Raw genomic sequence first — 11,718 nt, forward strand, 5'->3', positions numbered from 1 at the left:
GCCCAGCACAGCGGCGCCGTGACGGCCAGGGCGAACAGCAGGATGGCGAGCGCGACGGGCGCCAGGCCGAGCAATTCCCAGTGTGAGGAATCGAAGGGCAGGAACAGCATCAGCAGCTCGCGGCCGTCGGGCAGCACCAGCAGCTGCGGATCCCACCAGGACACGCGCACGCCCGGCGAGGGGGCGGACGAGGCCAGGAACGGGTCGGGCGGCGCGGCGCGATAGTCCTTGAGCCAGTCGCGCAGGCGCGCGGGCAAGGCGCGGCCCAGGATGTCGCGGTCGGTGGCGTCGACCAGATAGATGTTCAGCGCGCTGTAGCGCGCGTCCATGGCCGCGACCCAGCGTCCCAGCCCGTCCGCGCCGTCGGCGCGCGCGATCTGGGCGGCGTCGTGCGCCAGGCTGCCCGGATTCAGGCCATCGAGCGAGTTCACGCGATACCAGGCGACCGCCGCCGTGAACAGCATGCCGCAGACCAGGATCAGCGCCATCGCGCTCCAGAAGGTCAGGAAGGCCCGCCAGAATAGCGAGCGCACGGGCAGCAATGGCATCGTCAGGCTGCGGCGAGCACGTAGCCCAGCCCGCGCAGGTTGCGGATGGCGGGCGCGCCGTCGCTGTCCAGGCGCAGCTTGCGGCGCAGGCTGCTGATGTGGGTGTCGATGCTGCGGTCATAGCGATCGGGCACGCGGCCCAGCGCGTACATGCCGATCTGGTCGCGCGCGACCACCTGGCCAGCCGTGCGCATCAGGATTTCCAGGATGCGCTGCTCGGCGCCGGTCAGCAGCACCTCGTCGGCGCCCAGGCGGGCGCGGCCGGAAGCCGGGTCCAGGCGCAGCGTGCCGACCGACAGGCCGGGCGGGGCGGCTTCGGGGACTTCATCGAAGCGGCGCAGCACGGCGGTGATGCGCGCCTTCAGCTCGCGCGGGCTGAAGGGCTTGGTCAGGTAGTCGTCGGCGCCGAATTCCAGGCCCAGCACGCGGTCCGTCTCGCCGCCGTGCGCGGTGAACATGATGACGGGCCGGCGCGAGCGCTGCCGGTATTGCTTGAGCAGGTCCAGCCCGTTGCCGTCGGGCAGCATCAGGTCCAGCAGCAGCAGGTCGAAATCCTGCTGGCTGGCCAGTTGCAGGCCTTGTTCGCAAGTATGGGCGAGTTCGAGCTGGAAATGGGCGGGTTCGAGATATTCGCGCAGCATCTGCGCGAGTTCGGCGTCGTCGTCGATCAGCAGGATGCGGCGCGCCGTCGGGGTAAGGAAAGTAGCCATGAGCGTTGTGCTTCTCGCACCCGGCAGTGTGGCCCATGGCCCCGTGCCGCAGCGTCAAGAAGTGCAAAGAACATAAAAGTTGCAGAAAGCGGATTGCCGCCATCGGATTCCTCCCATTTTAATATGAGAATAGTTTTCATTATGAATCGTAAGAAGCAGGGGTAGCCGGCGCGCGGGGGCGTGGCGGTCCACCTGGGACGGGAGCATCAGGAATATGAGCAGCAAACAAGTCGCGGCATCGCGCCGCGCCATTGGCACGCCCACGCACTTGCGTACCCGCCTGGCGGTCGCGCTGTGCGCGGCCGGAGCGGGCGTTTCGGCCTCGGCCTGGGCCGATGGCCAGGACCGCGCCAAGGTGATGGACACGGTGGTGGTCACCGCCAGCGGCTTCGAGCAGCAGATCCAGGACGCGCCGGCCTCGATCAGCGTGATCACGCGGCAGGACCTGGAAAAGAAGTTCTACCGCGACGTGATCGACGCGCTGGTGGAAGTGCCGGGCGTGGTGGTCACCGGCGGCGCCGACCGCCAGGACATCAGCCTGCGCGGCATGGGCGCCAAGTACACGCTGATCCTGATCGACGGCAAGCGCCAGAACTCCCGCGAGACCCGCACCAACTCCGATTCCTCGGGCGTGGAGGGCGGCTGGACGCCGCCGCTGTCGGCCATCGAGCGCATCGAGGTGGTGCGCGGCCCGATGTCCTCGCTGTACGGCTCGGACGCGATGGGCGGCGTGATCAACATCATCACGCGCAAGGTGCCCGGTGAGTGGGGCGGCGAGATCCGCATGGACTCGACCATCCAGGAAAGCAGCAAGTCGGGCGACATCTACCAGGGCAATTTCTACCTGGCCGGGCCGATCAAGAACGACCTGCTGGGTTTGCAGATCTATGGCCGCGCCACGCAGCGCGACGAAGACAACATCCACGACGGCTTTCGCAAGCGCAACACCAACAGCGTGACGGCCAAGCTGGCGCTCACGCCCAACCGCGACCACGACATCGTGCTGGAGGCCACCACGGCCCGCCAGAAGATCCAGAACACGCTGGGCAAGACCGTCGCGCCGCTGGCGCCGGGCGAGCGCTGCCCGCGCACGGGCTGCCCGGCCTCGTCCGAGACCGACTACCGCAGCAACAAGTGGGCGCTGTCGCACACCGGTCGCTGGGGCTGGGGCGTGTCGGACAGCTACGTGCAGCAGGAAGAGTTCGACAACCGCTCGCGGCAGATGAAGATCAAGAACCTGGACCTGCAGACCAGCTGGACCCTGCCGCTGGGTTCGCACACGCTGACGCTGGGCGGCAGCTACCTGAACCAGCGCCTGAAGGACCAGACCGGCAACCAGCTGGCCAATGGCCCCAACAAGGTCGAGCGCTACCAGTGGGCGCTGTTCGCCGAGGACGAGTGGCGCCTGACCGAGAGCTTCGCCGTCACCGGCGGGCTGCGCATGGACAAGGACGAGAACTTCGGCACCCACTTCAGCCCCCGGCTGTACGGCGTGTGGCACATGGCCGAGCGCTGGACCCTGAAGGGCGGCGTGTCCACCGGCTTCCGTTCGCCCGACCTGCGCCAGACCGTGGCGGGCTGGGGCCAGGTCAGCCGAGGCGGCAACATGTACGGCAACCCCAACCTGACGCCCGAGAAATCGGTGACCGAGGAACTGGGCATCCTGTACGACGACGGCGCGGGCTTCAACGCCGGCCTGACCATCTTCAATAACGACTTCAAGGACAAGATCACGCGCGTGGCGTGCTCGGCGTCGCAATGCACCGACGGGCCGAACCAGTTCGGGGCCAATCCCACGACCTACATGAACGTGGACAAGGCCTATTCCCGTGGCGTGGAGGCGAGCATGAAGCTGCCGCTGGCGGACGATTGGTCCATGACCAGCAGCTACACCTTCACCAAGTCCGAACAGAAGACCGGCCAGTACCAGGGCCAGCCGCTGAACCAGCTGCCCAGGCACCTGTTCACCACGACCGTGAACTGGCAGGCGTCGGACGCGCTGCAGGCCTGGACCCGCATCAACTTCCGCGGCAAGGAAAGCCAGCCGATCACCGGCCCGTCCTCGTCGTCGGTGGTGGCGCCGTCCTACACCTTCGTGGACCTGGGCGGTTCCTACGCGGTCAACAAGCGCGTGTCGGTCTACGCCGGCATCTACAACCTGTTCGACAAGCAGGTCGGCTATGACGACTACGGCTATGTCGAGGACGGCCGCCGTTACTGGCTGGGCGTGGGCGTGAAGTTCTGAACCAGGAGCAATCGATGCACATCAACCAAACATCTACCCGCCGCCTGCTGGCGCGCGCCGCCGCCGGACTGGCCCTGGGCCTGGGCCTGGGCATGGCGGCCGCCGCCGGCGCCGCGTCCATTCCCGTCAAGCATGCGCGCGGCGAGACCGCCGTGCCGGCCAATCCGAGCAAGACAGTCGTGCTGGACCTGGCCGTGCTGGACACGCTGCACACGCTGGGCGTGGACGTCACCGGCGTGCCCGCCGCCGCCAAGCTGCCGCCGCAGCTGGAACAGTACGCGGACAAGCGCTACCTGAAGGTCGGCAGCATGTTCGAGCCGAACTATGAAGTGATCCACGCCGCCGCGCCGCAAGTGATCTTCGTGGCCGGCCGTTCCGCGCCCAAGTACGACGAGCTGTCCAAGCTGGCGCCCACCGTGGACCTGACGGTCGACGCCAAGGACCTGGTGGGCAGCGTGATCCGTAACGCCGAGCTGCTGGCCGCGATCTACGGCAAGCAGGCGCAGGCCAAGGAAAAGATCGATGCCCTGCGCGCCTCGATCGCCGCGCTGCACCGCAAGGCCGGCGCCGCAGGCACCGGCCTGATCGTGCTGACCACGGGCGGCAAGATGAGCGCCTATGGCCCGGGCTCGCGCTTCGGCGTGATCCACGATGCCTTTGGCGTGAAACCGGCCACGGCCGGGCTGAGCGTGTCCAACCACGGCCAGGCGATCTCGTATGAGTTCATCGCCCAGACCGATCCCGACTGGCTGTTCGTGATCGACCGCGACGCCGCCATCGGCCGCGAAGGCAGCTCGGCCCGCAGCATGCTGGACAACGAGCTGATCCGCCCGACCAAGGCCTGGAAGAACGGCCGCGTGGTCTACCTGAACAACTACAACTGGTACCTGCTGGGCAGCGCCGGCCTGTATGCCATGCAGCAGAGCGTGGACGAGGTCGCCCGCGCGCTGGCCGGGGCGAAGTAGCGGCATGGCCGGGAGCAGGGCGCTTTGCGGATGCAGGTGAAACCCGCCGGCGGCTGGGCCGGGCTGGCGGCCTTGTTGGGCCTGTTGCTGGTCCTGTGCGCGGCCAGCGTCAGCCTGGGCGCCGGACAGCTGTCGTTCGACGCGCTGCGCGGCGGCCCCGAGGCCGAGCGCGCCTGGCGCCTGTTGCTGGTCAGCCGGGTGCCGCGCACGCTGGCGCTGCTGCTGGCCGGCATGTCGCTGGCGGTGGCCGGGCTCATCATGCAGATGCTGGTGCGCAACCGCTATGTGGAACCGAGCACGGCCGGCACCGTGGAATCGGCCACGCTGGGCATCCTGGTGGTGACGCTGGTGGCGCCCGATACGCCCGTCATCGGCAAGATGCTCACGGCCACCGCCTTCGCCCTGGCCGGCACGCTGCTGTTCCTGGCGCTGCTGCGGCGCGTGCCGCTGCGCACGCCCTTCATCGTGCCGCTGATCGGGCTGATCCTGGGCGGCGTGATCCACGCGGCCACCACCTTCGTCGCGGTCCGTTATGACCTGCTGCAATCGCTGCACGCCTGGACCACCGGCGATTTCTCGGGCGTGCTGCGCGGCCGCTACGAACTGCTGTGGATCGGCCTGGGCCTGACCCTCGCCGCCTACCTGGCGGCGGACCGATACACCGTGGCCGGCATGGGCCGCGAGTTCGCCGCCAACCTGGGCCTGAACCATGCGCGCCTGATGCTGGCGGGCCTGCTCATCGTGTCGGCGATTTCCGCCGTCGTGGTGGTGACGGCCGGCAGCATCCCGTTCCTGGGCCTGATCGTGCCCAATGCCGTCAGCCTGCTGTTGGGCGACAACATGCGCCGCGCCATTCCCTGGGTGGCGATCCTGGGCGGCGTGTTCGTGCTGGCCTGCGACATCGTCGGACGTCTGCTGATCCATCCGTATGAGATTCCTCTGGGCACGGTCGTCGGCGTGGTCGGCAGCGCGCTGTTCCTGTGGTTGTTGCATGGACGGAGGAACCGTCATGCCTGAGGCCCGCGCCGCCATCGCCGCGCCGCGCCCGCCACGGGCCGTCGCGCAGCGCGCCTCGCCCCAGGCGCGGCGCCTGTGGTTGCTGGCGGCCGCCGCCGTCGCCTGCATCGCGGCCTTCATGACGCTGGGCGCGCAGGGCGGCTGGTCCTTCATCCTGCCGTTCCGTGGCGGCAAGCTGCTGGCCATGCTGGCCGTGGCCTATGCGGTGGCGGTGTCCTCGGTGTTGTTCCAGACCATCACGCACAACCGCATCCTGACGCCCGCCATCATGGGCTTCGACGCGCTCTACCTGCTGATCCAGGCGCTGGTGGTGTATGTCTTCGGACAGGCGGCCGTGGCCACGGACCATCCGGTGGCGGCGTTCCTGCTGGAAGTCGGCGTCATGACGGCCTTCGCCTGCCTGCTGTTCCGCTGGCTGTTCGCGGACGCCGTGCGCAGCCTGCACCTGATGATGCTGGTGGGCATCATCTTCGGACTGCTGTTCCGCAGCCTGTCCAGCTTCGTGATCCGGCTGATCGATCCGAACGAATTCCTGGTGCTGCAGGACCGCATGTTCGCCAACTTCAATTCGGTGCGCCTGGAATTGCTGCCGGTGGCGCTGGCCGTCATGGGCGCGGTGTCGCTGCTGCTGTGGCGCATGCGCAGCCGCTACGACGTGCTGGCGCTGGGCCGCGACATCGCCGTGAACCTGGGCGTGGATTATCGCCGCACGCTGCTGGCGACGCTGGCGGCCATCGCCGCGCTGGTGTCGGTGTCGACCGCGCTGGTGGGACCGGTCACGTTCTTCGGCCTGCTGGTCAGCAACCTGGCCTATCAGCTGATGGGATCGGACCGGCATCGGCATGCCCTGCCGGCCGCGATGCTGCTGGCGGTGGTGTTCCTGGTGGGCGGGCAGACGCTGCTGGAGCGCGTGTTGCGCTTGAACACCACGGTGAGCGTGGTGATTGAATTCCTGGGCGGGATCGTGTTCCTGGCCCTGATATTGCGCAGGGGGCGCCGGTGATCGATATCCAGAACGTCAGCAAGCGCTATGGCGACAGCGTGGTGGTCGACGGCGTGACGCTGGCGCTGCCGGCCGGCGGCGTCACCGCCATCATCGGCCCGAACGGCGCCGGCAAGTCCACGCTGCTGTCCATGATCAGCCGCCTGCTGCCGCTGTCCGAGGGCCGCGTGCTGGTGGAAGGCCTGGACGTGGCCCGCGCCGACAGCCGCGAACTGGCACGCCGCCTGGCCATCCTGCGGCAGGACAATCACCTGCCGCTGCGCTTGACGGTCAGGGACCTGGTTGCCTTTGGCCGTTATCCGCACAGTGGCGGCCGGCTTACGCTGGAGGACAAGGAACACGTCGACCGCGCCATCGACTACCTGGAGCTGGAGCCCCTGGCCGACCGCTACCTGGACGAGATGTCCGGCGGCCAGCGCCAGCGCGCCTTCGTGGCGATGGTGCTGTGCCAGGACACGCGCTACGTGCTGCTGGACGAGCCGCTGAATAGCCTGGACATGAAGCACGCCGTCGCCATGATGGGCACGCTGCGCCGGGCGGCGGACGAGCTGGGCAAGACCGTGGTGCTGGTGCTGCACGACATCAATTTCGCGTCCTGCTATGCCGACCGCATCGTGGCCTTGAAGCAGGGCCGCGTGGCCTGCCAGGGAACGCCCGAGGAACTGGTGCGCACCGAGGTGCTGAGCGGGCTGTACGCGTTGCCGATCGCGGTGCACGAGATCGACGGGCGGCGCATCTGCGTCTACTACCGTTGAAGGCCGCCGGCTCCCATGCATGGGAGCCGGCGGTTCCGACCGTGGCGGCGGATGTCCGCCGCCGGCCCGCGCCTATTGCGTCAGGTCGATCTTGTAGCGCGACAGCTGCGTCACCGGATCCGGCGTGGCGTCATGCACGGACACGTTGCCCACGCCATGCGCCGTGGCCATCGCCAGGGTGCCCGGCACCGAGGCGAACACCACCGGCCCGGCCTGCCCGGCCAGCTTGACGAAGCGCCAGCTGCGGTCCAGGCCGTAGGTGGCCAGGTCCAGCGAGGGATGGCGCTTGATGTAGCTGATCAGCACGTCGCGGCTGGCGTCCGGCGCCTGCAGCACGATGTCGCCCTTGCCGCCGGCCAGGCCCGGGAAGTCGCCGCCGCCGCTGGCGCGGTAGTTGTTGGTGACGACCAGGAACTGGGTGGCGGGATTGAGCGGAGCGCCCTTGTAGGTCAGGTTGGCGATGCGCGAGCCCACCGGCTTGGTGACATCGATCTCGTAGCGCAGCGTATTGCCCTCGGCATACAGCACGTCGAAATTGAAGGTGGGGAAGGTCGTGTCGACCAGGTCCTGCGGCGCCACCTGGGCGGGGTCGATCAGGCGGAACTGCTCGGCCGTCTTCTCCAGCCACTGGCGCACGATGTCGCCGCTGACGCGCACCACCTGCAGCGTGTTGGGATACAGGTACAGGTCGGCCGCGTTGTTGATCGCGATGTTGCCCTGCTTGACGAAGGTGAAGTCGCCGGGGCCATTGCGCCCGCCCTTGAACGGCGCCGCCGCCGACAGGATGGGCAGGGCGGCATAGGACGGGTTGTTGCGGGCGATGTAGTCCTTCAGGTAGTCGATCTGCGCCATGTTGACGATCTGCAGCGCAGACACGTCGCCGGCCATCGCGTAGTAGGTCGACATGTCAAACTGCGCCGCGCCGATCGGCGTCTTGACGTAGGCTATGGTGGCGGCGTGCTCGACCTGCACCAGCTGCTGCGTCGCCGCGTCGGGCGCGACGTAGGTGGCGGGCGTGTTGCCGCTCTGCGCGGTCAGGCGCGTGGAGATCCGCTGCACCTGGGTGGCGTCCTTCTGCACGCTCCAGCCCTTGTCATAGGCGAGCCTGAGCTTGATCTGGCCCAGGTTGTTGCCCCACTGGCCGGCCTGCACCGCCGGCACGCCGTTGATCAGGCCCTTGGCCAGGTCGATGCCAGGCTGGCCGGCGAACTGCGACTTGGGGTTGGTGTCCGGGAACAGCAGATGCTGGTGGCCGGTGATCAGCGCGTCGATGCCCGGCACCTGGGTAAGATAAGCCGCGCCGTTCTCCATGGACGCGCTGTAGGGCGTCTTCAGGTCGATGCCGCCATGCGCCAGCGCCACGATCAGGTCGGCGCCGGCCGCCTTCATTTCCGGCACATAGCGCGCGGCCGTTTCCTTCCAGCCCGTCACCTCGACGTGGCCTTCCAGGTTGGCCTTGTCCCATTGCAGGATGGGCGGCGGCGCGAAGCCGATCACGCCCACCTTCAGCGTCACATCGACCGCCTTGCCGCCGGCATCGGTGGCCTTGAAAGTCTTGTTCAGCACCACCCAGGGCTTGAAGATGGGCTGCTTGCTCTGGGCCGACACCACGTTGGCCGACACGAAGGGAAAGCCCGGCGCCGCGCAATCCTTGGCGCCGGCGGGATTGGTCTGCGGCGTGCCCTTGGCGATGCCCTTCAGGCCGAAGTCCACGTTGGTGATCTGCGACAGATAGGGCAGGCCGTAGTTGAACTCGTGGTTGCCCATCGTGGCCGCGTCATAGGCCAGCAGCTTCATCTGCTTGTAGATGGCGATCATGTCCGTGCACTGCACCGGCTTGACCAGCGCCTGGTAGTCGGACAGCGCCGTGCCCTGGATGGTGTCGCCGTTGTCGAACAGCAGCGTGTTCGGATTCTGCTTGCGGGCCTCGGCGATCAGCGTGGCCGTGCGGTCCACGCCATAGCTCTTGTCCTCGGCCAGCTTGTAGTAGTCGTAGCCCAGCACGTTGGCGTGCAGGTCGGTCGTCCCCAGGATGGCGACATCGAGCGTGGCGCCCTTGAGCGCGTTGGACGGCGGCGCGTCATCGTCGTCATCGTCGCTGCCACAGGCGGACAGGCCGGCCAGCAGGGCGGCGCTGGCCGACAGGGCGAAGATCTTGCGCAGGGCGGGCTTCATCGTCATTCCTCCGGATATGAAGGAGACGAATTCTGGGGACGCCGTGTGACCCATCCATGACACGGAAGACCCGGTTGCAACCGCAACTTGCGGTCATGCGGGCGTCATCAGGCGGTCATGCGCGGTGAGGAAGGGTCACGGGCGCAGCGGCGATCCCGCGACCAGGTCGTCCGGCCGCAAGGCGGCCAGCGCGTCCAGGAAACGCCACGCGAAAGAGCCCGGCCCATCGGCCAGCGCGCCGGCGCGGCGGCCGGCGATGGCGAAGCAGGACAGGGCGGCGACCGCCGCCGCGTAGGCCGCGTGTCGCGAGCCGGCGGCGCGGGGCGCCTGCCGCGATCCCGCGCTGTCGGCGGCCTGCCGCGCCACGGCGGCGAAGGCGCCCGTCAGCGCGGTCAGCGCGCAGCCCGTCGCCGTGACGCGCGGCATCAGCGCATCGCCGCCGGCGATGCGCACGGCGCGGTGTCCGTCTGTGACGTAGTCCACTTCGCCGGTGACGGCCACCACGGTCTCCTGCGCCAGCGCCAGCTCGCGCGCCGATTGCTCGGCCTGCGCCACCGGATCGCCCGCGTCCACGCCGCGCCCGGCGCTGGCGCCGCCGGCCAGCGCGATGATCTCGGACGCGTTGCCGCGGATGATGGCCGGTTTCAGCGCCAGCAGCCGGCGCACCGCGTCGCGGCGGAAGGCGGTCGCATGGTGGGCGACCGGGTCCAGCACCCAGGGCACCGACGCCTGCGACGCCGCCTGCGCGGTCAACAGCATGCTGTCGAGCCAGGGCTGCGACAGCGTGCCGATGTTGATGACCACCGCGCCGCTGATGCGCGAGAACTCGGGCGCTTCCTCGGCCGCGTGCACCATCGCCGGCGAGGCGCCGGCGGCCAGCAGCACGTTGGCCGCGTAGTTCATGGAGACGAAGTTGGTCAGGCACTGCACCAGCGGCGCGTCGCGGCGCAGCGCGGCGTGGAGGTCGCGGGAGGTGTGGGCGAGGGAGTCTAGGTCGTTGCGTGCGTCAGCCATGCCGGCGGATCCTGGTTGCGCGGCTGGCCGGGGGCGCCGGGCCGCGGATGCGAGGCCGCGCGCGGAGCGGGCGCGGCAGTGTAGGCGAGGGCGGCGGCGCGGCGGAACTGGGAGGGTATGTTCCGAGCGGGGGCTGCGCTTGTCAAGTTGGCGGGCGCGCAGCCGTGTCCGGGCCGTCCGGGGAGCGCAGCCCCTACACTATGTGTCCGCCCGGCATGGCTGCACGCCGGTTTCGCCTTCGTCGTCCACGCCCGTCCCAAGGTCCCGCGATGCGTCTGAACCAGTGCCACAATTTTCACGATTTCCGCGCCATGGCGCGCCGGCGCCTGCCCGGGCCGATCTTCAACTACATCGACGGCGCGGCCGACGATGAAACCACCTACGCGCGCAATACCGCCGCCTTCGAGGACTGCGACCTGGTGCCCAGCGTGCTGCGCGGCGTGGCCGACGTGGACATGTCCGTGACCGTGATGGGCCAGAAGCTGGCGCTGCCGGTCTATTGTTCCACCACGACGGCGAGCGCGCCGTGGCGGCCGCCGCCGGCCGGCATGGCACCCTGTTCGGCGTCTCGTCGCTGGGCACCGTCAGCCTGGAGGAAGCGCGCCGGATCAGCGGCGGGCCGCAGGTCTACCAGTTCTATTTCCACAAGGACCGGGGCCTGAACCGCGACATGATGGCGCGCGCCAAGGATGCCGGCGTGCAGGTGATGATGCTGACGGTGGACAGCATCACCGGCGGCAACCGCGAGCGCGACAAGCGCACCGGCTTCGCCATCCCGTTCCGGCTCAACCTGGCCGGCATCGCCCAGTTCATGGCCAAGCCCGGCTGGGCGCTGAACTACTTCACGCACGAGCGCTTCCGGCTGCCCCAGCTGGACGGTCATGTGGACATGGGCGGCGGCGTCATGTCCATCAGCCGCTATTTCACCGAGATGCTGGATCCGTCCATGACCTGGGACGACGTGGCCGAGATGGTCGCGCACTGGGGCGGCCAGTTCTGCCTGAAGGGCGTGATGTCGGTCGAGGACGCGCGCCGCGCCGCCGACATCGGCTGCACCGGCATCGTGCTGTCCAACCACGGCGGCCGCCAGCTCGACGGCTCGCGCAGCGCCTTCGACCAGCTGGCCGAGATCGTCGACGCGGTGGGCGACCGCATCGACGTGATGATGGACGGCGGCGTGCAGCGCGGCACGCACGTGCTGAAGGCGTTGTCGCTGGGCGCCAAGGCCGTGGGGCTGGGACGCTACTACCTGTTTCCGCTGGCGGCTGCCGGCCAGCCGGGAGTGG

8 protein-coding genes and 2 pseudogenes are annotated in these 11,718 nt (G+C 68.8%); 6 read left to right on the forward strand and 4 right to left on the reverse strand.

What is annotated here, in order from left to right; all coding sequences use genetic code 11:
* Window positions 1–548, reverse strand: a pseudogene (locus KDH83_RS25985) (two-component sensor histidine kinase); the annotation flags it as partial.
* A gap of 2 nt (window positions 549–550) precedes the next feature.
* On the reverse strand, window positions 551–1,258 hold the full coding sequence (locus tag KDH83_RS25990) for a response regulator transcription factor (protein WP_212320952.1): 708 nt from the start codon (window positions 1,256–1,258) through the stop codon (window positions 551–553).
* A 214-nt stretch (window positions 1,259–1,472) separates the two neighbouring features.
* Between KDH83_RS25990 and KDH83_RS25995 the strand changes: the two genes are divergently transcribed.
* The 5 genes from KDH83_RS25995 to KDH83_RS26015 all read left to right on the forward strand — a co-directional run bounded on the left by KDH83_RS25995 (window position 1,473) and on the right by KDH83_RS26015 (window position 7,243).
* Window positions 1,473–3,503 (forward strand): ligand-gated channel protein, encoded by a 2,031-nt coding sequence (locus KDH83_RS25995; RefSeq protein WP_212320962.1) that lies wholly within the window; start codon window positions 1,473–1,475, stop codon window positions 3,501–3,503.
* 92 nt (window positions 3,504–3,595) lie between these two features.
* The gene (locus KDH83_RS26000) at window positions 3,596–4,468 is read left to right on the forward strand and encodes a siderophore ABC transporter substrate-binding protein (RefSeq protein ID WP_249205362.1); all 873 of its coding nucleotides are present in this window, start codon (window positions 3,596–3,598) and stop codon (window positions 4,466–4,468) included.
* Window positions 4,469–4,498: 30 nt separating this feature from the next.
* Window positions 4,499–5,485: an iron chelate uptake ABC transporter family permease subunit gene (locus tag KDH83_RS26005; RefSeq protein ID WP_212320966.1), complete on the forward strand. Its 987-nt coding sequence runs from the start codon at window positions 4,499–4,501 to the stop codon at window positions 5,483–5,485.
* Complete coding sequence (locus tag KDH83_RS26010; protein WP_212320969.1) at window positions 5,478–6,488, forward strand: iron chelate uptake ABC transporter family permease subunit; 1,011 nt, start codon at window positions 5,478–5,480, stop codon at window positions 6,486–6,488. The genes KDH83_RS26005 and KDH83_RS26010 overlap by 8 nt, the downstream gene beginning before the upstream one ends.
* Complete coding sequence (locus KDH83_RS26015; RefSeq protein WP_212320971.1) at window positions 6,485–7,243, forward strand: ABC transporter ATP-binding protein; 759 nt, start codon at window positions 6,485–6,487, stop codon at window positions 7,241–7,243. The genes KDH83_RS26010 and KDH83_RS26015 overlap by 4 nt, the downstream gene beginning before the upstream one ends.
* Before the next feature lie 72 nt (window positions 7,244–7,315).
* Here the strand turns inward: KDH83_RS26015 and KDH83_RS26020 are convergent, their stop codons facing one another.
* Window positions 7,316–9,418, reverse strand: a complete 2,103-nt coding sequence (locus KDH83_RS26020; RefSeq protein ID WP_212320973.1) for a 5'-nucleotidase C-terminal domain-containing protein — start codon at window positions 9,416–9,418, stop codon at window positions 7,316–7,318.
* Between the two features lie 135 nt (window positions 9,419–9,553).
* On the reverse strand, window positions 9,554–10,432 hold the full coding sequence (thiM, locus tag KDH83_RS26025) for a hydroxyethylthiazole kinase (protein WP_212320975.1): 879 nt from the start codon (window positions 10,430–10,432) through the stop codon (window positions 9,554–9,556).
* 269 nt (window positions 10,433–10,701) lie between these two features.
* Here thiM and KDH83_RS26030 point away from each other — a divergent pair.
* A pseudogene (locus tag KDH83_RS26030) lies at window positions 10,702–11,718 on the forward strand (alpha-hydroxy acid oxidase); the annotation flags it as partial.

Source organism: Achromobacter sp. Marseille-Q0513, assembly GCF_018195695.1.
GTDB lineage: Bacteria > Pseudomonadota > Gammaproteobacteria > Burkholderiales > Burkholderiaceae_B > Achromobacter.

Bases quoted from the DNA above. Each gene is read 5' to 3' on its own strand.
- KDH83_RS26000 (WP_249205362.1), top strand. From the start codon at position 3,596: ATGGCGGCCGCCGCCGGCGCCGCGTCCATTCCCGTCAAGCATGCGCGC.
- KDH83_RS26010 (WP_212320969.1), top strand. From the start codon at position 5,478: ATGCCTGAGGCCCGCGCCGCCATCGCCGCGCCGCGCCCGCCACGGGCC.
- KDH83_RS26020 (WP_212320973.1), bottom strand. From the start codon at position 9,418: ATGAAGCCCGCCCTGCGCAAGATCTTCGCCCTGTCGGCCAGCGCCGCC.
- thiM (WP_212320975.1), bottom strand. From the start codon at position 10,432: ATGGCTGACGCACGCAACGACCTAGACTCCCTCGCCCACACCTCCCGC.
- KDH83_RS25995 (WP_212320962.1), top strand. From the start codon at position 1,473: ATGAGCAGCAAACAAGTCGCGGCATCGCGCCGCGCCATTGGCACGCCC.
- KDH83_RS25990 (WP_212320952.1), bottom strand. From the start codon at position 1,258: ATGGCTACTTTCCTTACCCCGACGGCGCGCCGCATCCTGCTGATCGAC.
- KDH83_RS26005 (WP_212320966.1), top strand. From the start codon at position 4,499: ATGCAGGTGAAACCCGCCGGCGGCTGGGCCGGGCTGGCGGCCTTGTTG.